This is a genomic window from uncultured Jannaschia sp., from assembly GCF_947503795.1.
Classification (GTDB): Bacteria; Pseudomonadota; Alphaproteobacteria; order Rhodobacterales; family Rhodobacteraceae; genus Jannaschia.
The window spans coordinates 2236415-2257554 of sequence record NZ_CANNEZ010000001.1 but is presented as its reverse complement, the minus strand read 5'-3'; the positions used below and the strand labels follow the sequence as shown (position 1 = coordinate 2257554).

Annotated in this window: 26 protein-coding genes; 17 read left to right on the top strand and 9 right to left on the bottom strand. The window is 68.4% G+C overall.

The annotated features are described in order from the left end of the window. Positions 1 to 72: 72 nt before the first annotated feature. A complete protein-coding gene (locus Q0833_RS11760; RefSeq protein ID WP_298434488.1) occupies positions 73 to 1791 on the top strand; it encodes a bifunctional sulfate adenylyltransferase/adenylylsulfate kinase in 1719 nt (572 codons plus the stop codon). 316 nt (positions 1792 to 2107) lie between these two features. Continuing rightward, positions 2108 to 2470: a response regulator gene (locus tag Q0833_RS11755; protein ID WP_298434485.1), complete on the top strand. Its 363-nt coding sequence runs from the start codon at positions 2108 to 2110 to the stop codon at positions 2468 to 2470. 113 nt (positions 2471 to 2583) lie between these two features. Here the strand turns inward: Q0833_RS11755 and Q0833_RS11750 are convergent, their stop codons facing one another. Next, a complete protein-coding gene (locus Q0833_RS11750) occupies positions 2584 to 2814 on the bottom strand; it encodes a DUF1150 family protein (protein WP_298434482.1) in 231 nt (76 codons plus the stop codon). A gap of 26 nt (positions 2815 to 2840) precedes the next feature. Further along, positions 2841 to 3266 (bottom strand): Hsp20 family protein, encoded by a 426-nt coding sequence (locus tag Q0833_RS11745; RefSeq protein ID WP_298434479.1) that lies wholly within the window; start codon positions 3264 to 3266, stop codon positions 2841 to 2843. Between the two features lie 168 nt (positions 3267 to 3434). Between Q0833_RS11745 and Q0833_RS11740 the strand changes: the two genes are divergently transcribed. Genes Q0833_RS11740 through Q0833_RS11725 form a run of 4 tightly spaced genes read left to right on the top strand, consistent with a single transcriptional unit; the run spans position 3435 to position 5950 of the window. Further along, positions 3435 to 3656: a DUF465 domain-containing protein gene (locus tag Q0833_RS11740; protein WP_298434476.1), complete on the top strand. Its 222-nt coding sequence runs from the start codon at positions 3435 to 3437 to the stop codon at positions 3654 to 3656. Between the two features lie 9 nt (positions 3657 to 3665). Beyond that, entirely contained in the window at positions 3666 to 4151 is a 486-nt protein-coding gene (gene purE / locus Q0833_RS11735; RefSeq protein WP_298434473.1) for a 5-(carboxyamino)imidazole ribonucleotide mutase, read from the top strand. Then, positions 4148 to 5209 carry a 5-(carboxyamino)imidazole ribonucleotide synthase gene (locus Q0833_RS11730; RefSeq protein WP_298434470.1) on the top strand — a complete coding sequence of 354 codons (1062 nt, stop codon included), beginning with the start codon at positions 4148 to 4150 and terminating at the stop codon, positions 5207 to 5209. The genes purE and Q0833_RS11730 overlap by 4 nt, the downstream gene beginning before the upstream one ends. Positions 5210 to 5254: 45 nt before the next feature. Then, positions 5255 to 5950 (top strand): tRNA (guanosine(46)-N(7))-methyltransferase TrmB, encoded by a 696-nt coding sequence (locus Q0833_RS11725; RefSeq protein ID WP_298434467.1) that lies wholly within the window; start codon positions 5255 to 5257, stop codon positions 5948 to 5950. Between the two features lie 102 nt (positions 5951 to 6052). Here the strand turns inward: Q0833_RS11725 and Q0833_RS11720 are convergent, their stop codons facing one another. After that, positions 6053 to 7096, bottom strand: coding sequence for an MBL fold metallo-hydrolase (locus Q0833_RS11720; RefSeq protein ID WP_298434464.1), 1044 nt, complete (start codon positions 7094 to 7096; stop codon positions 6053 to 6055). 91 nt (positions 7097 to 7187) lie between these two features. Here Q0833_RS11720 and Q0833_RS11715 point away from each other — a divergent pair, with 91 nt between their 5' ends. The 6 genes from Q0833_RS11715 (at position 7188) to Q0833_RS11690 (ending at position 12326) form a co-directional block, all read left to right on the top strand. Then, on the top strand, positions 7188 to 7787 hold the full coding sequence (locus Q0833_RS11715; protein WP_298434462.1) for a GNAT family N-acetyltransferase: 600 nt from the start codon (positions 7188 to 7190) through the stop codon (positions 7785 to 7787). Between the two features lie 59 nt (positions 7788 to 7846). After that, on the top strand, positions 7847 to 9181 hold the full coding sequence (aroA, locus tag Q0833_RS11710; protein ID WP_298434459.1) for a 3-phosphoshikimate 1-carboxyvinyltransferase: 1335 nt from the start codon (positions 7847 to 7849) through the stop codon (positions 9179 to 9181). 64 nt (positions 9182 to 9245) lie between these two features. Beyond that, positions 9246 to 9857, top strand: coding sequence for a d(CMP) kinase (locus Q0833_RS11705; protein WP_298434456.1), 612 nt, complete (start codon positions 9246 to 9248; stop codon positions 9855 to 9857). Positions 9858 to 9916: 59 nt separating this feature from the next. Next, entirely contained in the window at positions 9917 to 10420 is a 504-nt protein-coding gene (locus Q0833_RS11700; protein WP_298434453.1) for a hypothetical protein, read from the top strand. A 39-nt stretch (positions 10421 to 10459) separates the two neighbouring features. Then, the gene (locus Q0833_RS11695) at positions 10460 to 11650 is read left to right on the top strand and encodes a DUF2130 domain-containing protein (protein WP_298434450.1); all 1191 of its coding nucleotides are present in this window, start codon (positions 10460 to 10462) and stop codon (positions 11648 to 11650) included. Further along, positions 11643 to 12326, top strand: coding sequence for a dienelactone hydrolase family protein (locus tag Q0833_RS11690; protein ID WP_298434443.1), 684 nt, complete (start codon positions 11643 to 11645; stop codon positions 12324 to 12326). Before Q0833_RS11695 ends, Q0833_RS11690 begins: the two co-directional genes overlap by 8 nt. Here the strand turns inward: Q0833_RS11690 and Q0833_RS11685 are convergent. The 4 genes from Q0833_RS11685 to rpsA all read right to left on the bottom strand — a co-directional run bounded on the left by Q0833_RS11685 (position 12315) and on the right by rpsA (position 15643). Continuing rightward, entirely contained in the window at positions 12315 to 12965 is a 651-nt protein-coding gene (locus tag Q0833_RS11685; RefSeq protein WP_298434440.1) for a phosphoribosylanthranilate isomerase, read from the bottom strand. The two genes, Q0833_RS11690 and Q0833_RS11685, sit on opposite strands and share 12 nt — an antisense overlap. Before the next feature lie 19 nt (positions 12966 to 12984). Then, positions 12985 to 13329: a LapA family protein gene (locus tag Q0833_RS11680; RefSeq protein WP_298434437.1), complete on the bottom strand. Its 345-nt coding sequence runs from the start codon at positions 13327 to 13329 to the stop codon at positions 12985 to 12987. A gap of 46 nt (positions 13330 to 13375) precedes the next feature. After that, positions 13376 to 13660 carry an integration host factor subunit beta gene (ihfB, locus tag Q0833_RS11675; protein WP_298434434.1) on the bottom strand — a complete coding sequence of 95 codons (285 nt, stop codon included), beginning with the start codon at positions 13658 to 13660 and terminating at the stop codon, positions 13376 to 13378. Between the two features lie 303 nt (positions 13661 to 13963). Next, positions 13964 to 15643 carry a 30S ribosomal protein S1 gene (gene rpsA, locus Q0833_RS11670; RefSeq protein ID WP_298434431.1) on the bottom strand — a complete coding sequence of 560 codons (1680 nt, stop codon included), beginning with the start codon at positions 15641 to 15643 and terminating at the stop codon, positions 13964 to 13966. Positions 15644 to 16089: 446 nt separating this feature from the next. Between rpsA and trpB the strand changes: the two genes are divergently transcribed. The 5 genes from trpB to Q0833_RS11645 all read left to right on the top strand — a co-directional run bounded on the left by trpB (position 16090) and on the right by Q0833_RS11645 (position 19495). Next, positions 16090 to 17322, top strand: a complete 1233-nt coding sequence (gene trpB, locus Q0833_RS11665) for a tryptophan synthase subunit beta (protein WP_298434428.1) — start codon at positions 16090 to 16092, stop codon at positions 17320 to 17322. A 120-nt stretch (positions 17323 to 17442) separates the two neighbouring features. After that, the gene (locus Q0833_RS11660) at positions 17443 to 17871 is read left to right on the top strand and encodes a PepSY domain-containing protein (RefSeq protein ID WP_298434425.1); all 429 of its coding nucleotides are present in this window, start codon (positions 17443 to 17445) and stop codon (positions 17869 to 17871) included. An 83-nt stretch (positions 17872 to 17954) separates the two neighbouring features. Beyond that, positions 17955 to 18383: a hypothetical protein gene (locus tag Q0833_RS11655; RefSeq protein WP_298434422.1), complete on the top strand. Its 429-nt coding sequence runs from the start codon at positions 17955 to 17957 to the stop codon at positions 18381 to 18383. A gap of 27 nt (positions 18384 to 18410) precedes the next feature. Then, entirely contained in the window at positions 18411 to 18899 is a 489-nt protein-coding gene (locus Q0833_RS11650) for a helix-turn-helix transcriptional regulator (RefSeq protein ID WP_298434419.1), read from the top strand. A 116-nt stretch (positions 18900 to 19015) separates the two neighbouring features. After that, positions 19016 to 19495 (top strand): hypothetical protein, encoded by a 480-nt coding sequence (locus Q0833_RS11645; RefSeq protein ID WP_298434416.1) that lies wholly within the window; start codon positions 19016 to 19018, stop codon positions 19493 to 19495. Positions 19496 to 19529: 34 nt separating this feature from the next. Here the strand turns inward: Q0833_RS11645 and Q0833_RS11640 are convergent, their stop codons facing one another. Both Q0833_RS11640 and Q0833_RS11635 read right to left on the bottom strand, forming a co-directional pair. Then, positions 19530 to 19916 (bottom strand): DUF2237 domain-containing protein, encoded by a 387-nt coding sequence (locus tag Q0833_RS11640; RefSeq protein ID WP_298434413.1) that lies wholly within the window; start codon positions 19914 to 19916, stop codon positions 19530 to 19532. Positions 19917 to 19963: 47 nt separating this feature from the next. After that, positions 19964 to 21112 (bottom strand): serine hydrolase, encoded by a 1149-nt coding sequence (locus Q0833_RS11635; RefSeq protein WP_298434410.1) that lies wholly within the window; start codon positions 21110 to 21112, stop codon positions 19964 to 19966. Positions 21113 to 21140: the final 28 nt, after the last annotated feature.

Here is a 21140-nt window from a genome sequence, read left to right as displayed (position 1 = left end):
AATGACCGGCCTTAAAATCGCGCCACTCGCGTGCGAGACGCGCCGCAGCCACCGACCGCACGGGAACACCGCATGTCCACCGCCTCGCCGAACCTCGCCCCGATCCAGGAACTCTATGTCAGCTATGACAGCGCGCAGAAGCTCCGGCACGAGGCCGCCGCCCTGCCGAGCTGGGATCTGACGCCGCGCCAGGTCTGCGACCTCGAACTTCTGATGAACGGCGGCTTCGCGCCCCTGAAGGGCTTCATGAGCGAGGCCGATTACGACGGCGTCGTCGCAGAGATGCGGCTGGCCGATGGCACACTCTGGCCGATGCCGATCACGCTCGACGTGTCCGAGGCCTTTGCGGGCGAGATCGCCGAAGGTCAGGATATCGCGCTGCGCGATGCCGAGGGCGTGATCCTCGCGATCCTGTCGGTCACCGATCTCTGGACGCCCGACAAGGCGCGCGAGGCCGAGATGGTCTACGGCGCCGACGATCTGGCCCACCCGGCGGTGAATTACCTGCACCACCAGGCCGGGCCGGTCTATCTGGGCGGGGCCATCACCGGCATCCAGCCGCCGGTGCATTACGATTTCCGCGCCCGCCGAGACACGCCCAACGAATTGCGCGCCTATTTCCGCAAGCTGGGATGGCGCCGCATCGTCGCCTTCCAGACGCGCAACCCGCTGCACCGCGCGCATCAGGAACTGACCTTCCGCGCCGCGCGCGAGGCGCAGGCGAACCTACTGATCCACCCGGTCGTCGGCATGACCAAGCCGGGCGACGTGGACCACTTCACGCGCGTCCGCTGTTACGAGGCGGTGCTCGACAAGTACCAGCCCTCGACCACGACCATGAGCCTTCTGAATCTCGCCATGCGCATGGCCGGCCCGCGCGAGGCGGTGTGGCACGGCATCATCCGCCGCAACCACGGCTGCACCCACATGATCGTCGGGCGCGACCACGCCGGTCCCGGCAAGAATTCGGCAGGGGAGGATTTCTACGGACCCTATGAGGCGCAGGACCTCTTCCGGCAGCATCAGGACGAGATCGGCCTCGAGATGGTCGACTTCAAGCACATGGTCTATGTCGCCGAGCGCGCACAGTACGAGCCCGCCGACGAGATCGCGGACTGTGATGACGTCACCATCCTGAACATCTCGGGCACCGAGCTGCGCCGCCGCCTGCGCGAAGGCCTGGAGATCCCCGAATGGTTCTCCTTCCCCGAGGTGGTTCGCGAACTCCGCCGAACCTCGCCGCCGCGCAGCCAGCAGGGCTTCACCGTGTTCTTCACCGGGCTGTCGGGGTCGGGCAAATCCACCATCGCCAACGCCATCATGGTCAAGCTGATGGAAATGGGCGGTCGCCCCGTGACGCTTCTGGACGGAGACGTGGTCCGCAAGCACCTGTCGAGCGAGCTGGGCTTCTCGAAGGAGCATCGCGACATCAACATCAAGCGGATCGGCTATGTCGCGTCCGAGATCACCAAGAACGGCGGCATCGCGATCTGTGCGCCGATCGCACCCTACACCGCGACCCGACGCTCGGTCCGGGAGATGATCGAGGCCTATGGCGCCTTCGTCGAGGTGCATGTCGCCACCTCGCTGGAGGAATGCGAGCGGCGCGACCGCAAGGGTCTCTACAAGTTGGCGCGCGAGGGGAAGATCAAGGAATTCACCGGCATCTCGGACCCTTACGAAGCACCGGTCGCCGCCGAACTGGTGGTCGACACCGAAGGGTTCGAGGTGGACAACTGTGCGCAGCAGGTTCTCCTGAAACTCGAAGGCATGGGCCTGATCGCAGGCTGACGCCAGCGCCGCCCACGGCCGGGGCGCCCCACCGCCCCGTCCCGACATTTGCGCACAAAAGTGCGCGGACGAGTCCTCCAGGATTTCTGGAGGACCAGAACATGTGCGAAATATGAAAAAGCGGGTTCCGACATTCGCGGCCCGATCAGGTCCGATTTCTCTCCAGATTGCCGGAACCGATCTCGCGGAGCCGTGGTTTGACCGTCAGAGCGCCCGATGCGGGCCGGTCCGTCACGGACCCGCCCCGCACCGGCTGCGTCGGATCGGTCCGACGCGCAGGACGGGCGAGGGACCGGAGCGAAAGACGCGGCAACGCATGCTTGATGAACTGAACATTCTCGTCGTCGAGGACGAAGCGCTCATCGCCATGGAAGTGGCGATGTCGCTGGAGGACGAGGGCGCCGAGATCCTCGGCCCCTGTTCCAGCGTCGCGACGGCGTTGACCCGTATCCGCGATGCGGATGCGGCGGTTCTCGACGTGGATGTTCGGGGCGAGGCGGTCTTCCCGGTCGCCGACGAACTGCGCGCGGCGGGCAAGCCATTCCTCTTCCATACCGGGCGCGATGATCTCGACACGCTCCGTAGCCGCTACGGCGATGATGTCCCGATCATTCGCAAGCCGTCGGATACGATGGGCCTGTCGCACTTCTTGGCCGAGATGATAAAACGCGCGAACTGACCGCCGCGCCGCCATTTCGGCCGCCCGACACATCAGACCACCGATACGAAAACGGCGCCCCATGGGGCGCCGTTCGTCATCGCGGGCGGGGCGTCGGACCCCGTCACGTCGGTTCAGTGGACGCTGACCGGGTTCAGGTCGTTCTGCCGCGCCAGCGAAAATGCGAGGCCCCGGTTGCCGACCAGGGCAACCTGCTCGCCATTGGGCTTGTGGAGCGCATAGATCTCGTCCAGCCCGCCGTCCCGCGCCTCCTGCTGCACAGCACTCGGGAGATCGCCGATCTCGACCTTGCGCACATAAACAAGCCCGGTCGTCGTCGCGTTCGTGAGTTCGTGTCTGGCCATGGGACCATCCTTTCGCGTCGCGCGGATCAGCTTGCGCTGCTCCCGCCGGTTTCGATGCGGATCGTCTGAACAACGTTCTCGGGCTCGGATCGTTGCAGGTCGATATGCAACAATCCGTGTTCCATCGTCGCGGCCTGCACGTCGACGCCCTCGGCGAGGACGAAGGCGCGCTGGAATTGCCGCGCGGCGATGCCCCGGTGGAGGTAGGTCCGCTCGCCGTCATCCTGGCTCCGGCCGCGGATCACCAGTTGGCGATCCTCCAGCGTGATCGCAAGATCCGCCTCGCGGAAGCCCGCGACCGCCAGCGTGATGCGGAAGCCCGAAGGGCCGGTCTGCTCGATATTGTAGGGTGGGTAGCCGTCGTTGCCGGTGCGCGCGGTGCGCTCGACCAGCCGTTCCAGCTCGTCGAAGCCCAAAAGAAACGGATGGGTGGCGAAGGTCGTCTTGCTCATCGTCGGGTCCTCATGCGTCAAGCGATCCGAGTGTGGCCCGGCCCGCCTGTGCGGCACCGGGTTCGGAAGGCAATGTGGGTATGCGCAGGCCGCGGTGCAAGATCATTGGACCCGCGCGCCCAAGCCGTGTAGGACGCGGCAATCCTCGTCTGACCCACGCCGGAGCCGATGCAAGAGACCCCAAGCGAGATGAGCCACGAGGAGGTGTTGCGCGTGCGCCTCCAGGTGCTCCGACAGGAACATGGCGATCTCGATACGGCCATCCGGGCGATGGAGGAGTCGCGCTCGCCGGATCTTCTGGCGGTCAAGCGGCTCAAGAAGCAGAAGCTCGCCCTGAAGGACCGCATCGCGCGGATCGAGGACGAGCTGACCCCCGACATCATCGCATGAGGCGCCAAGATGGCTGACGCACCGCCCGTGGGGATCATCATGGGATCGACCTCCGACTGGCCGACGATGCAGGGCGCGGCGGAGATGCTGGACGCGCTCGGGGTCGGCTACGAGACGCGGATCGTCTCGGCGCATCGTACGCCCGACCGCCTCTGGTCCTATGGGCGCGAGGCCGTCGGGCGCGGCCTCAAGGTCATCATCGCGGGGGCGGGCGGTGCGGCGCATCTGCCGGGCATGATGGCGTCGAAGACGCGGCTGCCCGTGATCGGCGTACCGGTGCAGACCAAGGCGCTCTCGGGGGTGGATTCGCTCTACTCCATCGTCCAGATGCCGCGCGGTTTTCCGGTGGCGACCATGGCGATCGGGGCGGCGGGGGCGGCCAATGCGGGCCTGATGGCGGCGGGCATCCTCGCGCTGGGCGACCCCGAGCTGGCGGAGCGGCTCGACGCGTGGCGGCAGGCCCTGTCGGACGGCATTCCGGAGACGCCCGAATGACGGCGCTCCCACCCGGCGCGACAATCGGCATCCTCGGTGGCGGACAGCTCGGCCGCATGCTCTCGGTCGCCGCCAGTCGCCTCGGCTACCTCACCCATATCTACGAACCCGGCGCGGCCCCCGCCGCCCATGTCGCCCATGCCGTCACGCAGGCCCCTTACGAGGACGAGGCCGCGCTGCGTGCCTTCGCCGCCGGCGTCTCGGTCATCACCTACGAGTTCGAGAACGTGCCTGCGACCGCGCTCGACCTGCTCGGCGCGGCCCGCCCGATCCGCCCGAATATAGACGCGCTGGCCGTCAGCCAGGACCGGTTGACCGAGAAGACGTTCCTCGGCGGTCTCGGGCTTGCGACGGCGCCGTTCCGCGACATCCCCGACCTCGCCGCGCTTCAAACGGCGCTGGCCGAACTCGGCACGCCTGCGATCCTCAAGACCCGGCGGCTGGGCTATGACGGCAAGGGCCAGGTGCGCATCGACGATCCGGGTCAGGCCGCCGACGCCTTCGCCGCGATGGCAGGGCAGGACGCCATCCTCGAAGGCTTTGTCGATTTCCGCCGCGAGGTGTCGGTGATCGTCGCGCGGGGCCTTTCGGGCGAGACAGTCTGCTTCGATCCGGGCGAGAACGTTCACGAGGGGGGTATCCTCAGGACGACGACGGTGCCTGCCGCGCTCTCGGGGGCCGAGCGCACCGATGCCGCGCTCTTGGCCGGGCGCGTGGTGAACGCGCTCGACTATGTCGGCGTCCTCGGGGTCGAATTGTTCGTCACGGGGTCGGGCCTCGTCGTGAACGAGATCGCGCCGCGGGTGCACAATTCGGGCCACTGGACGCAGGCCGGCTGCGCGGTCGACCAGTTCGAGCAGCATATCCGCGCCGTCGCGGGCCTGCCGCTGGGCAACGGGCGGCGTCATGCGGACGTGGTGATGGAGAACCTGATTGGCGACGACATGGACCGTCTGCCCGCGCATCTGGCCGCACCGGCGACGCAGGTGCATCTCTACGGCAAGTCCGAGGTCCGCCCGGGCCGCAAGATGGGCCACATCAACCGCATCACGGGCTGAGGGACGGGGTTCACCCCGCCGCCCGCCCGTCGTATGGCCCGCGCCATGACCGACCGACCGCATCGCAATTTCTATGGCCGCATCAAGGGCAAGCACCTGAAGGCATCGCATCAGGGCTATCTTGACGCCGATCTCGCGGCTTTGTCGCCCGGGGCGGTCGACTGGGACGCGAACCCCGAACGCGCGCCGCTGGACATTGCCGCGCTCTTCGGCGGGCGCGACATCTGGCTGGAGATCGGCTTCGGCGGCGGTGAGCACATGGTGCATCAGGCCGCGTCCAACCCGGAGGTCGGGATCATCGGGGCCGAGCCCTATATCAACGGCGTCGCGATGCTGCTGGGCAAGCTGAGGCAGGCGGCGGTCGACAATGTCCGCATCCATCCCGGCGACGCGCGCGACCTCTTCGACGTGCTGCCCGAGGCGAGTATCGCGAAGGCGTTTCTGCTCTATCCCGATCCCTGGCCGAAATCGCGCCACCATCGGCGGCGCTTCGTGACGCCCGAGCACCTGGAGCCGCTGGCCCGCATCCTGAAGCCCGGGGCCGAGTTCCGGGTCGCGACGGACATCCCCGATTACGTCCGCCAGACGATGGAAGAGGTGCCGCGCCACGGCTTTGATTGGCTGGCCGAGGGGCCGTCGGACTGGCGCACGCCCTGGAACGACTGGGTGCGCACCCGCTACGAGGCCAAGGCGATCCGCGAGGACCGTGTCCCGCATTACATGACGTTTCGCCGGCGGTAGGGCGGGGCGAGGGGGCCAGCCCCCTCGCGCTCCCCCGTCCAAGGGGGACACGTCCCCCTTGGAGAACCCCGTAGGTATTTCAGGCCAGAGGAGGGCCGGGCGTCAGGCCGGGACGTCCCAGACCTCGCCCGGTGGGACGGCGCGGAAGCTGTCGGCGCTCATATCCGTCTGCGCCAGGGCCTTGCGGAGGCGACCGGGAGGCTCGTCCCGGGCCTCGTTCGTCAGCTGGAACGTCCCCCAATGGTGCGCCAACGCGTGACGCGCGCCCGAGGCGCGGAAGCCCGCGACCGCCTCTTCGGGGTTCTGGTGCTGATCCTTCATGAACCAGCGGGGCGCGTAGGCGCCGATCGGCAGGATCGCCAGCCGGTAGGGGCCGTGCGCGGCGGCGGCGGCGTAGGGACGTCCGTCGTCATAGCCGGTGTCGCCGATATGGAGAATGCGGCCCGCAGGTGTCTCGATGGCGAAGCTGGCCCAGAGCGCGTGACTGCGGTCGCCCGTGCCGCGTGCGCTCCAGTGGTGGCAGGGCAGGAGGCGGACGGCGAGGTCGCCCGCTTCGAGCACGCCGCCCCAATCGCCCGCCCGCGCGTCGATCCCGTCGATCGCGTCCCGCAGGATCGTGTCGTTCCCGAGCGGCGTCAGCACCGGCATTCCGTGCGCGGCGTGGAGGCGTCGCAGCGTCGCGATGTCGAGGTGGTCGTAATGGTTGTGGCTGAGCAGCACGGCATCGATCGGAGGCAGGTCCGCGAAGGCCACACCGGGCGCCGTCGCGCGCGCGGGACCGGCGAAGCTGAGCGGGCTCGCGCGGCGGGACCAGACCGGGTCCGTCAGGATATTCAGCCCGCCCGCCTGGATCAGCACGGTCGCGTGGCCGATCATCGTGACCCGCAGGTCCGCGACCCGCGCCTCGGGCTTGGCGCGCGTGATGCCGACATCGTCGGGCCAATCGGCTTTTCCGCCTTCGAACTGCCAGCGGAGGAGGTCGCGAAACCCTTTGGGCGCGGTGCCGCCGGGGTTGAAGAACTGCGTGCCGTCGAAGTGATCCGAGACCGGGCCCGAATAGTAGCGGTTGCCCATGGTGGCCTCGCGTGTGGCGCAGGCCCCGATGCCCAGAAGGGCACCGAGGCCGAGGAAGGTGCGGCGTTTCATTGGGGGGTAGATAGGGGCGGCGGCCCGCTTGGACAGGGTGGCTGGACGGATCGGGGCAGGGGCGGCTATCGCGGAGGCCAAGGAGATACCCATGACCGCGCTCGCCCCCGGCTTTCACGACGTGCCCGACGGCCACATCGCCACCATCGTGACCCATCTGGAGATGCGCGCGAAGCCCGCCCCGCGACCCGAGGCGCCTTGTACAGACCTCACGCTCGGCCCGCTGGAGGCGCGGACGCCGGAGAGCTATCGCGCGCTGTTCCGTCTCGTCGGGGCGGATTGGCTCTGGCAGTCGCGACTGGCGATGGGCGACCCGGCCCTGGCCGCGATCCTGGGCGATCCGGGCGTGGAGATCCGTGTGCTGCGCCGCGGGTCCGATGCGGTCGGCCTTCTGGAGATCGACCGCCGCGACCGGACCTCGGTCGAGATTGCCTTTTTCGCGCTCGTCGCGCCCATGCAGGGCACGGGCGCCGGGCGCTGGATGATGAACCGCGCGCTTGATCTCGCCTGGGCCACATCGCCCGCGCGCGTCTGGGTCCATACCTGCACGCTCGACCACCCGGCCGCACCCGCCTTCTACCGGCGCAGCGGCTTCGTCGTGACCCGGCAGGAGGTCGAAGTGCTCGCCGACCCGCGCCTGGCCGGCCTGCTGCCCCGCGACGCGGCCCCGCACATCCCTCTGTTCGACTGATGGTGGCGGGGGGCGGCGGGACGCGCTAAGCCCGCGCCCGAGACGACAGGAGACCGCCCATGTCCGGCCACGGAACGCCCCAGCCCCTGACCGCCCGCGCCTCCGGGCCGTTGACCGGCGACGCGCATGTGCCCGGCGACAAGTCGATCAGCCACCGGTCGCTGATCCTTGGCGCGATGGCCGTGGGCGAGACGCGGGTGACGGGCCTTCTGGAAGGTCAGGACGTGCTCGACACCGGCCGCGCGATGCGGGCCTTCGGGGCCGAGGTCGTGAAGCGCGGCGACACCTGGCATGTCCACGGCGTCGGCGTCGGCGGGCTGATGGAGCCCGAGGACGTGATCGATTGCGGCAACGCGGGCACCGGCGCCCGCCTCTTGATGGGGGCGGCGGCGACCCACGGCTTCGCGGTCACCTATACGGGTGACGCCTCGCTCCGGGCGCGACCGATGGCGCGGGTGACGGACCCGCTGGCGCTCTTCGGGGCGGTGGCGCATGGCCGCTCGGGCGGGCGGTTGCCGATGACGCTCGTGGGCGCGTCTGACCCTGTGCCGGTGCGCTACGCGGTCCCGGTCCCTTCGGCACAGGTGAAGTCGGCGGTCCTGCTGGCGGGGCTGAACGCGCCGGGCGAGACCGTCGTGATCGAGCGCGAGGCGACTCGTGACCATTCCGAGCGGATGCTGGCGGGCTTCGGCGCAGATCTGTCGGTCGAGGAGACGTCCGAGGGCCGCGTCATCACGCTGGTCGGCCGCCCCGAGCTGCGCCCGCAGGTCATCGTGGTGCCGCGCGATCCGTCCAGCGCCGCCTTCCCCGTCTGTGCCGCGCTGATCGTGCCCGGCTCGGACGTTCTGGTGCCGAATATCGGCCTCAACCCCACGCGCGCGGGCCTCTTCGAGACGCTGCGCGACATGGGCGCGGACCTGACTTATGAAAACCCGCGCGAAGAGGGGGGCGAGCCCGTGGCCGACCTCCGCGCGCGCTTCTCGCCCGACATGCGCGGCATCGAGGTGCCACCCGAGCGGGCCGCTTCCATGATCGACGAATACCCGATTCTCTCGGTCGTCGCAGCCCATGCCGAGGGCACAACCGTGATGCGCGGCGTGGCCGAGCTTCGGGTCAAGGAATGCGACCGGATCGACGCGATGGCGACGGGCCTGCGGGCCAACGGCATCACGGTGCGCGATGGCGCCGACTGGTGGGAGGTCGACGGCCGTGGCGCAGGTGGGATGCCCGGCGGCGGCGCGGTCGAGAGCCATCTGGACCACCGCATCGCGATGTCCTTCGCGGTGGCCGGACTGGCGGCCCAGGCTCCGGTCACGATCGACGACGCGACGCCCATCGCCACGTCCTTTCCGATCTTTCGCGATTTGATGAATGGGCTGGGGGCGTCGCTGTGACCGGGACGGGCGACCTGCCGCAGTCCGCGCGGGCCGATGAGGTCCTGACCACGCGGGTGCCGTCGTGATCTTCACGGTGGCCATCGACGGGCCGGCGGCGTCGGGGAAGGGCACGATCGGGCGGGCGCTGGCGGCCGAGTTCGGGTTTTCGCATCTCGACACGGGGCTGCTCTACCGTGCGGTGGGCGCGCGCGTGATGGCGGGCGACGATGCGACCGCAGCCGCCCGTGCGCTCAGGCCGGACGACCTCGAGAGCCCCGCGCTGCGCACCGCCGAGATCGCCGCCGCCGCCAGCCGCTGCGCCGTGATCGCCGAGGTACGCGCGGCCCTGCTGGACTTCCAGCGGCGCATGGCGCGACGCGAAGGCGGCGCCGTGCTCGACGGGCGGGATATCGGAACCGTCGTCGTCCCCGAGGCCGAGGTGAAGCTCTACGTCACCGCCGCACCCGAGGTCCGTGCCGAACGTCGCTACCTGGAGCTGGTGGTCAAGGACCCGGCGGTGACGCGGCAGGGCGTGCTGGAGGACGTGCTCGCCCGCGATGCCCGCGACATGGGCCGGGTCGAGGCGCCGCTCGCCGCCGCCCCGGACGCGCTGTATCTCGATACGTCCGAGATGAGCGTCGAGGCCGCGCTGGCCGCCGCGACCGCGCTCGTCCGCGACCGGCTGCCGGGCTGAGTGCCGCGATCACCGAAGGTTCATTTCGCGTCGCGGGTCGCGGCGCCTAGGATCGGGCTATGATCCGCGCGCTCCTCCTTCTGATCCTCCTGCCGTTGCCCGCAGCGGCCCACGACATGACGCTCGACCGGATGACCGAGATCCTGACCGCCCTCGACCCGGAGATCGAGGCGGCGGGCGGCGCGTTCCGCTTCACCATCGAGGACGTGCCCGTCCTTATCGTCACCGACCCGCGCGCCGACCGGATGCGGGCCATGGTGCCGATCCGATCCGCCGCGGGCCTGACCGAGGCCGATCTCCGCCGCATGATGCAGGCGAATTTCGACAGCGCGCTCGACGCGCGCTATGCCGTGGCCGAGGGCCGTGTCTGGGCGATCTTCATCCACCCGTTCCGCGCGCTGGACCGCCGCCAGCTGATCGACGGGATCGGCCAGACGGTGAACGCCGCGCTGACCTACGGCACGCTCTTTACCTCGGGCGCCCTGCAATTCGGGCGCGGCGACAGCCGGGGCGAGCAGCGTCAGCTTCTGGACCGGCTGCAGGAGAAGGGTCAGGACATCTGACCGCTTGAAGGCGCCGCCGCCAACAGGCAGCGTGACGCCATGACCGACCCCGAGATTTCCTGCCCCGATTGCGGCGGCACCATCAAGTTGACCGAATCGCTGGCCGGGCCGCTTCTGGCGCAGACAAGACGCGACGCCGCCGACCGGCAGGCCGCCGCGCTCGAGGCCCAGAAGGCGGAGATCGAGGTTGCCGCGCGCGAGGCCGCGCAGGCCGCGCAGGCCGAAGCGCTCGACGCTGCCCGCGCCGAGGCCAAGGCCGCCACCGAACGGGCGGCCGCGCAGGGCGAGAAGTTGGCGGAGGCGCAGAAGGCGCAGGCCCGCGCGCTGGCCCGCGAGACCGAGCTGGACGAGCGTGCGCGCGAGATGGACCTCACCATCCAGAAGCAGGTGGCCGCCGCCACGCAGGCCGCACGCGCAAAGCTGGATGCGCAGGCCAAGGCGATGGCCGAGGACCGGCTCCGAGAGGCGCAGGAGGCGGCGACCCTGAAGATCGCCGAGAAGGACACCCAGATGGACGCGCTCCGGCGCCAGATCGACGTGCTGACCAAGAAGGTCGAGCAGGGCTCGCAGCAGCGACAGGGCGAAGCGGCGGAACTGGTGCTGGAAGACCAGCTCGCGCGCGCGTTCCCCACCGATGCGGTCGAGCCGGTTCCCAAGGGAATCCGCGGTGCCGATTGCATCCTGCGCGTCGGCGGGGCCGGGACGATCCTGTGGGAATCAAAGCGCACGGCCGCCTGGTCGAAGGACTGGCTTCCCAAGCTGCGCGACGACATGCGCAGCGCGGGGGCCGATCTCTGTGTCCTCGTCTCCGAGATGCGGCCCGACGGGATCGACACCTTCGCCCATGTCGACGGGGTCTGGATCGCCGCGCCGCGCTATGCCGTGCCGCTGGCCCACGTGCTGCGCGACGGGATGACCCGCGTGGCCGAGGCCCGCGGCGCACGCGAGGGGCAGGCGACCAAGACCGAGATGCTCTACGACTACCTGACCGGCCCGCAGTTCCGGGGCCGGATGGAGGCCGTGGTCGAGCCGTTCGAGGCGATGCAGCAGGCGCTCCTGCGCGAGAAGAAACACATGACCGGTCAATGGGCCGCCCGCGAGAAGCAGCTCGAGAAGGCGATGGCCGCGATGCTGGGCATGTATGGCGACGTGAAGGGGATCGCGGGCAGCGCGGTCGCCGCGATCGAGGGGCTGGAGCCTGATTTGCTGGAGGATCACGAGGATGGGTGACCGGATCGACTACGCTGCCGATGGCGCCACGATGCGCGGCTACCGCGCGCGGCCCGACTCGCCCAATGGCGCGGCCCTTCTGGTGATGCCCGCCTTCGCGGGGCTGCGCGACTTCGAGATGGCGCAGGCGGATCGCTTCGCTGCCATGGGTTACGACGTGCTGGGCGTCGATTACTACGGCGACGGCTGGACGGCCGCCGACATGAACGAGGCGTCGCAGGCGATGCAGCGCCTCAATACCGACCGGCCCGCGCTTCTCCGCCGGACCGAGGCGGCGCTGGACCTGATCTCCGAAGGCCGCCCGGTCGGCGCCGTGGGCTTCTGCTTCGGGGCGAAGGCCGTGCTCGACCTCTCGCGGTCAGGGCATCTGGATGCGGCCGTCTCGCTCCACGGCATCTACGACCGGCCGCCGACCGAGACCCGGACGATGCCGCCGGTGCTCCTGTGCCACGGTTGGAACGATCCGCTGGCGACGCCCGCCGATTTCGGTGCCATGGCCGAGGAGCTGGAGTCGCATTCGCCCGACTGGCACGCGCTCTGCTTCGGGCAGACCGGCCACGCCTTCACCAATCCCGACCAGGGCGAGGGCAATGCGGAGATGGGCTATGTCGCGGCCTCGGCCGAGCGGACACAGGCGGCGGTGGACGCGTTCTTCGCCCGCACCTTAATCCGCTAGGGCCGCGCAGAAGGCTGCGATCTTCGCCGCGTCCTTGACGCCCGGCGCCGATTCGACCCCCGACGACACGTCGACCTGTCGCGCGCCCGTCAGGCGCACCGCTTCGGCCACGTTTTCGGGCGTCAGGCCCCCGGCCAGCATCCAGGGCAGGGTCCAGTTCCGCCCCGCGATCAGGTTCCGGTCAAAGCCGATGCCGTTGCCGCCGGGGAGCACCGCGCCCTCGGGCGGCTTGGCGTCGACGAGGAGCTGGTCGGCGACATGCGCGTAGGTGTCGAGTGCCGCGAGGTCGCCCGCATCGCGCACGCCCACGGCTTTCATCACCGGCAGGCCGGTCCGGGTTCGGATCGCCGCGACCCGTTCGGGCGTCTCGCGTCCATGAAGCTGGATCATGTCGAGCGGGACTGCCTCCAGCGCGTCCAGCAGAGCGTCCTCGGGATCGACCACCAGCGCGACCTTGGCGAGTCCGGGTGGCGCGGCAAGTGCCAGGTCGCGCGCCGTGGCGGGATCGACGTTGCGCGGGGACTTGGGGAAGAACACGAGGCCCATATAGGCCGCACCGGCGTCCGCGGTCGCGGTCACGTCGGCCGTCGTCCGCAGGCCGCAGATCTTGGCGCGCACGCCGCCGGTGCGACGTGTCACGCGCAGCATGGATTCGGTCTCAGCGGGGGGTGTCGAGCAGGGCGAGAACCTCGTCCTGCTCCGTGGTCGCACGGGTCTTGGCCAGCTCGCGCTCGAGCCGTTCCTTCTGCGCACGCTCGGACCGGGCCTCGGCGCGGTGCTTGTGCTCGCGCAGCCATTCCCAGACGAACCCGATCAGCAGGCCGACCGCGATGGCCGCGAAGATGACGACGAAGAGCGGCAGCGTGATCCCGGCCCCGGCGCCGACATAGTCGCTCAGGCCCTCGGGCAGCAGGCGCAGCGTCACCGCACCGCGATTGGCCAGCGCCAGCACGAGGAGCAGGAAGGCGAGGAGCCCGAGGAAGAGATAGCGCAGAAAGCTCATGCTCCGGACCTAGCCCTGCCGCGCGGTGCTGTCCAGATGAAGGCGATCAGGCGCGGTTGTTCAGCCGGTCGCGCAACAGCTTGCCCGCCTTGAAGAACGGCACATGCTTGCGATCGACATTGACGGATTCACCGGTGCGCGGGTTCCGCCCGATGCGCGCATCGCGTTCCTTGACGGAAAAGGCGCCGAAGCCGCGCAGTTCAACCCGGTCCCCATCGGCCAGCGCGGACGTGATCTCGTCGAAGATGGTCGAGACGATCTTCTCGACATCGCGCTGGTAGAGATGCGGATTCTCGTCGGAGACCTTCTGGATCAATTCGGAGCGTATCATACTGGTGTTCCCCCACCGCCCGCCTGTCCCACGTTCAGGCGGCTACGTCGCTGTGTATCGCAAAAGTCGCGGGATACCGAAAGGGGGCAGGCGCGAACTCCGTGTGAAATAACCATGTTTTCACGGAACGATCAACATATGGTATGGGTCGGGCCCATTTGGGATACGTCTTTCGACACGCCGTTATGCGGCCATGCCGCATGGCGTTCGGGCGAAAACGCCGTAACCCAAGGTTCGGGCGAAACGAAGAAGGGGCCCGCGAGGGGCCCCTTCGAAGTGATATGACGCAAGCTGCGCCCGCGATCAGTCGTCGGACTTGAGCGCCGCGCCGAGGATGTCGCCGAGCGACGCGCCCGAGTCGGACGACCCGAACTGCTCAACGGCTTCCTTCTCTTCGGCGATCTCGCGCGCCTTGATCGAGAGACCCAGACGACGCTCCTTCGAGTTCACGTTGGTCACGCGGACGTCGATCTTGTCGCCGACGCCGAAGCGCTCGGGACGCTGATCGGCACGATCGCGGGCCAGATCCGAGCGGCGGATGAAGGACTTCATGCCCTCGTATTCCACCTCGATGCCGCCATCCTCGATCTTGGTCACCTCGACGGTGATGATCGAGCCGCGCTTCACGCCGCCGATCGCCTCGGCATAGGGGTCGCCCCCGGCCGCCTTGATCGAAAGGCTGATACGCTCCTTGTCGGTATCGACCTCGGACACGACCGCCTGGACGATGTCGCCCTTGCGATAGTCGCCGATGACGTCCTCGCCGCGACCTTCCCAGGTCAGGTCGCTGAGGTGGACCATGCCGTCGATATCGCCGGGCAGGCCGATGAACAGGCCGAACTCGGTGATGTTCTTGACCTCGCCCTCGACGGCCGTGCCCTCGGGATGGGTCTCGGCAAAGACCTCCCACGGGTTGCGCATCGTCTGCTTGAGGCCGAGCGACACGCGGCGCTTGGCGGTGTCGATCTCGAGAACCATGACCTCGACCTCTTGCGAGGTGGACACGATCTTGCCCGGATGGACGTTCTTCTTGGTCCAGGACATCTCGGAGACGTGCACGAGTCCCTCGACGCCCGGCTCCAGCTCCACGAACGCACCGTAGTCGGTGATGTTCGTGACGCGGCCCGTATGGGTCGAATCGAGCGGGTACTTCGCGATCACGGTATCCCACGGATCGTCCTGCAGCTGCTTCATGCCGAGGCTGATGCGATGGGTTTCCTTGTTGATCTTGATGACCTGCACCTTGACCGTCTCGCCGATCGACAGGATCTCGCGCGGGTCGTTGACCCGGCGCCAGGCCATGTCGGTGACATGCAGCAGGCCGTCGACGCCGCCGAGATCAACGAACGCACCGTATTCGGTGATGTTCTTGACCACGCCCTCGACAGTCTGACCCTCGGCCAGGTTGCCGATGACCTCGGCGCGCTGCTCGGCGCGGCTTTCCTCGAGGATGGCGCGGCGCGAGACCACGATGTTGCCGCGACGGCGATCCATCTTGAGGATCTGGAACGGCTGCTTGAGGCCCATCAGGGGGCCGGCGTCGCGCACGGGGCGCACGTCGACCTGGGAGCCGGGCAGGAACGCCACGGCACCGCCGAGATCGACCGTGAAGCCGCCCTTGACGCGACCGAAGATCGCGCCCTCGACGCGCTCTTCCTTGCCGTAGGCCGCTTCGAGGCGGTCCCAGGCGGCTTCGCGGCGGGCCATCTCGTGGGAGATGACGGCTTCGCCGCGCGAATTCTCGACATTGCGGAGGTAGACTTCCACCTCGTCGCCGACTTCGATTTCGGGGGCTTCGCCGGGCTGGGCGAATTCCTTGAGGTCGACGCGGCCTTCCATCTTGTAGCCGACGTCGATGATGGCCTGGCCCGCTTCGATCGCGATGACCTTGCCCTTGACCACCGACCCTTCGGTCGGCGTGTCGATTTCGAGGCTTTCGTTAAGGAGGGCCTCGAATTCCTCCATGGATGCGTTCTGAGCCATGTGGCTGATGGTGTCCTATCTGGTTGTTGCTGGCCGCGCGGTTGTCTCCGCCGGTCTAGGTTGATGTCCGCCTTCGGCGAAACGGGTTGGTCGGATGAAAGCGCGTGGGATGCGGCCGGAAGCCGCGCCTTGGATCGCGCTGTCGGATGACGCGCGTGGGTTAGGGGAAATGCGCCCGATCCGCAAGGGGGCGCGCAACATGGCGGCGATGGTCCGGGCCGGGGCGGGGACCGTGAGGACGAGGCCGGGAGAGGCGATCAGGGCGAAGCGGCCGGCCGGCGCCATAACCGCGCCGAAGAGGAGGATCGTCACATTACGTCGCCCGACATCTACCTATGTGCACTCGGCATGTCGGGTGACGCTAGGGAACCCGGCGCGACGCTTCGCCCGTTGCCGCGCGCCCGTGCCCTCGCTAGACGGTGCGTCGCGCAGATGGGGGAGCGACCATGCCCGACGATCGTCTCAACAGCTTCATGACCGGTCCCGACGAGAACGGACGGTTCGGCGATTTCGGCGGACGGTTCGTCTCCGAGACGCTGATGCCGCTGATCCTCGAGCTCGAGCGGCAATACGAATTCGCCAAGACCGACGACAGTTTCTGGGCCGAGATGCAGGATCTCTGGACCCACTATGTCGGCCGTCCCTCTCCGCTCTACTTCGCCGAGCGTCTGACCGAGCGGTTGGGCGGCGCGAAGATTTACCTCAAGCGCGACGAGCTGAATCACACCGGCGCGCACAAGATCAACAACGTGCTGGGCCAGATCATCCTCGCCCGGCGCATGGGCAAGACCCGCATCATCGCCGAAACGGGCGCGGGCCAGCATGGCGTGGCCACCGCGACGGTCTGCGCCAAGTTCGGTCTGAAATGCGTCGTCTACATGGGGGCCCACGACGTCGAGCGCCAAAGCCCCAATGTCTTCCGCATGAAGCTGCTGGGCGCCGAGGTCATTCCCGTCACCTCCGGTCGCGGCACGCTCAAGGACGCGATGAACGACGCGCTGCGCGACTGGGTGACCAACGTGGGCGATACGTTCTACTGCATCGGTACCGTCGCCGGTCCGCACCCCTATCCGGCCATGGTCCGCGACTTCCAGGCGATCATCGGCAAGGAAGCCCGCGAGCAGATGATGGCCGCCGAGGGCCGTCTGCCCGACACGATCATCGCGGCCATCGGCGGCGGGTCGAACGCGATGGGCCTGTTCTTCCCGTTCCTCGACGACAAGGAGGTCGCGATCATCGGGGTCGAGGCCGGCGGCAAGGGCGTCAACGACCGGATGGAGCATTGCGCGTCCCTGACCGGCGGGCGGCCTGGCGTGCTCCACGGCAACCGGACCTATCTGCTGCAGGACGACGACGGTCAGATCCTCGAGGGTCACTCGATCAGCGCGGGCCTCGACTATCCGGGCATCGGCCCCGAGCATTCATGGCTGCACGACATCGGCCGGGCGGAATACGTCTCGATCACCGATGTCGAGGCGCTGGAGGCGTTCCAGCTCTGCTGCGAGATGGAAGGGATCATCCCCGCGCTCGAGCCCAGCCACGCGCTGGCCCACGTCATGAAGATCGCCCCCGACCTGCCGGCCGATCACCTGATCTGCATGAACATGTGCGGCCGGGGCGACAAGGATATCTTCACCGTGGCCCGCGCCCTGGGCTGGGACATGGGCGACGTCCTCTAATCCACGGGTTATGCGCATGTGACCAAGGTCCTGCATTGCGGGCCTAAACCGCCGTCGAATGGCCAGATCGGGATCGCCGGCCGACCCTCGCTCCATTGCAACCAGACGCAGGAGCGCGACATGTTCATCAAACCCACCTCGCTGGCCGGTATCATCGGTCTGATGTTTGGCCTGCCCGCCTCGGCCCAGACCTTCAACGAGCAGATCATCGCCGACCTCGAAGGGCAGGGGTTCGAGTATATCGAGATCAAGAACGGTCCGACCCAGACGAAGGTTGAAGCCGTCGACGGCGACATGAAGCTCGAGGTCATCTACGACAACGAGAGCGGCGAGATCCTCAAGCAGGAGATGGAGGCCGCCGAGGACGAGTATCTGGGGCGCGAGGGGATCGAGATCGACCGCCGCGACGAGGACTTCCTCGATGACGACGATTTCGATGACGACGATGATGACGACGACGACGAAGATGACGATGATGATGATGACGATGACGATGACGATGATGACGACGATGATGATGACGACGACGATGACAGCGACGACGACTGATCCGCGTCCGGATCGGGACTAGGAACGGGGATGGGGGCGGCGCGCCCGCCTCCATCCCGCGAAGAGGGCAGGAGATGATACGTATGTGTTCGCGGCTTCTTCGGGCAGGGCTTCTCGTCGGGGCCCTGTCGTTCGGCGTGGCTGCGCAGGCGCAGACGGCGTCAGGCATGATCGGCCGGTTGCAGGCCGAGGGCTTCGACCGGATCGAGGTCAGCCGCACGCTTCTGGGGCGGGTCCGCATCGAGGCGCGGGGCAACGGACAGCGCCGCGAGATCGTCTTCAATCCGCGCACGGGCGAGGTGCTGCGCGATTACGCCCGCGCCGATGACGACAGCGACGACGACCGCCGGGATCGCGGACGGGGGCGCGGCAGGGATGACCGCGACGATCGCGATGATGACGACGACGACAACGATGACGACGACGATGATGACGGCGGCAGCGGCAACTCGGGCTCGGGCAGCAGCAATTCCGGCTCCGGCTCGGGCGGCGGTGGCGACAACGATGAGTGATCGCGACGACGGGAACACCTGCGTCGCATGAAGACGCGCGGGCTGGCTCTGGCGCTGCTGGTGGCCGTGCAGGCTGTCTGCGCGATCGTGTTCGTTTACGATATCCTGGTCGGCGTGCTGGGCTTGCGGACGGTGCCGCTGGCCTGGGGGCTGCGCGAGCTGATCGAGATCGGCGCCGCGCTCGGCCTGCTTCTTGGCTCGGTCCTCGGCGCGCTGGCGATCCGGCAGGCGGACCGGCGCCGCCGCGAGGCCGAGCGTCGGCTGCACGCGGCGTCCTCGGCCTTCATGGACCTGGTGGAGGAGCGATTCGACGCCTGGGGGCTGACCCCGGCGGAGCGCGACGTGGCGCTGTTTTCGCTCAAGGGACAGGGGCTCGGCGACATTGCCCGTCTCCGGGGCACGTCCGAAGGCACGATCAAGGCGCAGAGCGCGGCGGTCTACCGCAAGGCGGGCGTGTCCAGCCGCACCCAGCTTCTCGGCCTCTTCGTCGAGGACATGATGGAAGACCGCGCCTGAGCGTTCGCGGTGCGCCGACCCGTGCGGCCGGTTCTTGGCGCCCGACATCGAATGGCCATGATTTTGTCCAGAACGCGGATCAATTTCGGCGAAATCGAAAAACGGGAGATTCCGAGATGACACGCCACCCCATCAGATTTGCGCTGGCTGCCCTTGCCGCCACGGCTCTGGCCCCGGTCGCGCAGGCGCAGGACGCCGACATCCGCGAGGAGGTCGTCGAGATCGCCGCCGAGGAGGGCTACGAGGAGGTCAGCATCCGCGATCGGATCGCCTCGACCGAGTATCGGCTGACGCGGGGCACGGAATCGCTGCTGATCGTCCATGACAAGCTGAGCGGCCGGACGACGGTCGAGGGCGAGGACGGCGAGACCGCGGCGTCGCATCCGGGTCTCAAGGGCATCGAGAACGCGCTGGAGCAACATCTGCGCAATGCGGAGCGGCGTGCGGACCGCGAAACCGCCCGCTCGGAGCGTGAAGGCAACGCTGCGCGCGGCGGCGGAAACGGCCGCGGCAATGGTGGCGGAAACGACGGCGGCAATGGCGGCGGCAACGGCAACGGCGGCGGCAACGGCAACGGCAACGGCCGCAACGGTTGAGACGAGGGGCGGGGCGCGCGACGTGTCCCGCCGGCTACCGCGCCGCGTAGCGCCGAAGCACGGCTTCGGGCACGATATCCAGCGCACGCTCATGGGTCGCGGCGAGGTCGACCTGCGGGGCTACGTCTTCTTCGTGGGCCTGCAGGAACCGCGCGGCGCAGAGGCACCATCGATCCCCGGGCTTCAGCCCCGCGAAGCCGTATTCGGGGCGCGGCGTGCTGAGATCGTTCCCGAGATACTTGGAATGGGCGAGGAACTCGGCCGTGACCACGGCACAGACTGTGTGTTGGCCGGTGTCCAGCGGCCCGGTGTTGCAGCAGCCGTCCCGAAAGAACCCCGTGACCGGATTGGTCGAACAGGTGGCCAAGGGGCCGCCATCGACATTGCGCGACGGCACCTGTCCGGGTCGATCTTCGGTCATGGCAGGCGTCCTCCTCGCCCGAGAGCTTAGCCCCGCGGGCGCCCGCGTCACCCCTGCGCGGCGGCGATGCGACGGAACATCTCGATATTGCCTGCGGACACGCCTTCGCCCCGGAAGCCCAGATCGGCGCCGTTGACCGCGATCACGACATCGCGGAGGCGGTCGATATAGACGAACTGTCCATAGACCCCCTGCGCCAAGATCTCGCCCGGACGCGCGTCGCGGGGCATCCACCACTGGTAGCCGTATTGCATCCCGCCCGGCGCGGTATTGGCTGAGGGCACCGTCGACGCGTCGATCCATGCCTCGGGCACGACCTGCACGTCGCCGACGCGCCCGCCCCGTTCGACCATGGCGCCCATCTTGGCATAGTCGCGCGTCGTCATGTTGAGCCCGCCGAGCACGAAGGCCACGCCCGCGCCATCGGTCACGAAGTAGGACGCGCCGATCCCGAGCGGACCCATCAAATGCTCGTCCAGAAGATCGGGAATGCTGCGGCCGGTGGCCCCACGCAGGACCATCCCGATGACGTGCGTGTCGATCGAGACGTAGCGCATCTCGCCCCCCGGCGTGCGGTTCGTCTCGGTCAAGGCGGCGGTGAAGTCGTCGAGCGCGCCGCCCAGCGCCACCGTGCGACCCATCCGGTTGATGTCGCTGTCGCGGTCGAAATAGTCCTCGTCGAAGGTCACGCCGGATTCCATCTGGAGGACATCCTCGACCGTGGCGCCATCATAGGCAGTCCCGACCAGCCTGGGCGCGTGTCGGGTCACCGGGTCGGCCAGCGACAGCGCGCCCTCCTCGACCAGAATACCGGTCAGCAGCGACAGGAAGGACTTGGCGACCGACCAGCTGATCCGCAGGTCGTCTTCCGTGGTGCCCAGATAATAGCTTTCATGGGTGATGGCGCCGTCGTGCAGGACGACAAGTCCGGTCACCGCGCGGTCCGCGATCCAGTCCTCGGCCCCTTCGGGCAGCGCCACCTCCAGCCCGCGGGGCAGGGGCGTGCCGGGCCCGGTGCTCACCGGCGTGCTGAGGAACGCCGCATCCATGTTGGAGAAATTTGACACGATCCGGTCGGGCGCGAAGAGGCTGTTGACCGCCATCAGCCGCCCGATCTCTTCGCGCTTCCAGAGCGCCGCACCGCCTGCCAGCACCAGCATGGCCAGTGCCGCCAGCGCAATCCGTCTGATCCACATCAATCCCGGTCCTCCCGCCGGTGTCCTA

Coding starts and splice junctions, on each gene's coding strand:
- purE (WP_298434473.1), top strand. CDS start 3,666: ATGGCTGACGCACCGCCCGTGGGGATCATCATGGGATCGACCTCCGAC.
- Q0833_RS11755 (WP_298434485.1), top strand. CDS start 2,108: ATGCTTGATGAACTGAACATTCTCGTCGTCGAGGACGAAGCGCTCATC.
- Q0833_RS11635 (WP_298434410.1), bottom strand. CDS start 21,112: ATGTGGATCAGACGGATTGCGCTGGCGGCACTGGCCATGCTGGTGCTG.
- ihfB (WP_298434434.1), bottom strand. CDS start 13,660: ATGATACGCTCCGAATTGATCCAGAAGGTCTCCGACGAGAATCCGCAT.
- Q0833_RS11645 (WP_298434416.1), top strand. CDS start 19,016: ATGACACGCCACCCCATCAGATTTGCGCTGGCTGCCCTTGCCGCCACG.
- Q0833_RS11700 (WP_298434453.1), top strand. CDS start 9,917: ATGATCCGCGCGCTCCTCCTTCTGATCCTCCTGCCGTTGCCCGCAGCG.
- Q0833_RS11655 (WP_298434422.1), top strand. CDS start 17,955: ATGTGTTCGCGGCTTCTTCGGGCAGGGCTTCTCGTCGGGGCCCTGTCG.
- Q0833_RS11730 (WP_298434470.1), top strand. CDS start 4,148: ATGACGGCGCTCCCACCCGGCGCGACAATCGGCATCCTCGGTGGCGGA.
- Q0833_RS11680 (WP_298434437.1), bottom strand. CDS start 13,329: ATGAGCTTTCTGCGCTATCTCTTCCTCGGGCTCCTCGCCTTCCTGCTC.
- Q0833_RS11660 (WP_298434425.1), top strand. CDS start 17,443: ATGTTCATCAAACCCACCTCGCTGGCCGGTATCATCGGTCTGATGTTT.
- Q0833_RS11750 (WP_298434482.1), bottom strand. CDS start 2,814: ATGGCCAGACACGAACTCACGAACGCGACGACGACCGGGCTTGTTTAT.
- Q0833_RS11720 (WP_298434464.1), bottom strand. CDS start 7,096: ATGAAACGCCGCACCTTCCTCGGCCTCGGTGCCCTTCTGGGCATCGGG.
- Q0833_RS11740 (WP_298434476.1), top strand. CDS start 3,435: ATGCAAGAGACCCCAAGCGAGATGAGCCACGAGGAGGTGTTGCGCGTG.
- Q0833_RS11640 (WP_298434413.1), bottom strand. CDS start 19,916: ATGACCGAAGATCGACCCGGACAGGTGCCGTCGCGCAATGTCGATGGC.
- Q0833_RS11695 (WP_298434450.1), top strand. CDS start 10,460: ATGACCGACCCCGAGATTTCCTGCCCCGATTGCGGCGGCACCATCAAG.
- Q0833_RS11650 (WP_298434419.1), top strand. CDS start 18,411: ATGAAGACGCGCGGGCTGGCTCTGGCGCTGCTGGTGGCCGTGCAGGCT.
- Q0833_RS11745 (WP_298434479.1), bottom strand. CDS start 3,266: ATGAGCAAGACGACCTTCGCCACCCATCCGTTTCTTTTGGGCTTCGAC.
- rpsA (WP_298434431.1), bottom strand. CDS start 15,643: ATGGCTCAGAACGCATCCATGGAGGAATTCGAGGCCCTCCTTAACGAA.
- Q0833_RS11690 (WP_298434443.1), top strand. CDS start 11,643: ATGGGTGACCGGATCGACTACGCTGCCGATGGCGCCACGATGCGCGGC.
- Q0833_RS11760 (WP_298434488.1), top strand. CDS start 73: ATGTCCACCGCCTCGCCGAACCTCGCCCCGATCCAGGAACTCTATGTC.
- Q0833_RS11715 (WP_298434462.1), top strand. CDS start 7,188: ATGACCGCGCTCGCCCCCGGCTTTCACGACGTGCCCGACGGCCACATC.
- aroA (WP_298434459.1), top strand. CDS start 7,847: ATGTCCGGCCACGGAACGCCCCAGCCCCTGACCGCCCGCGCCTCCGGG.
- trpB (WP_298434428.1), top strand. CDS start 16,090: ATGCCCGACGATCGTCTCAACAGCTTCATGACCGGTCCCGACGAGAAC.
- Q0833_RS11725 (WP_298434467.1), top strand. CDS start 5,255: ATGACCGACCGACCGCATCGCAATTTCTATGGCCGCATCAAGGGCAAG.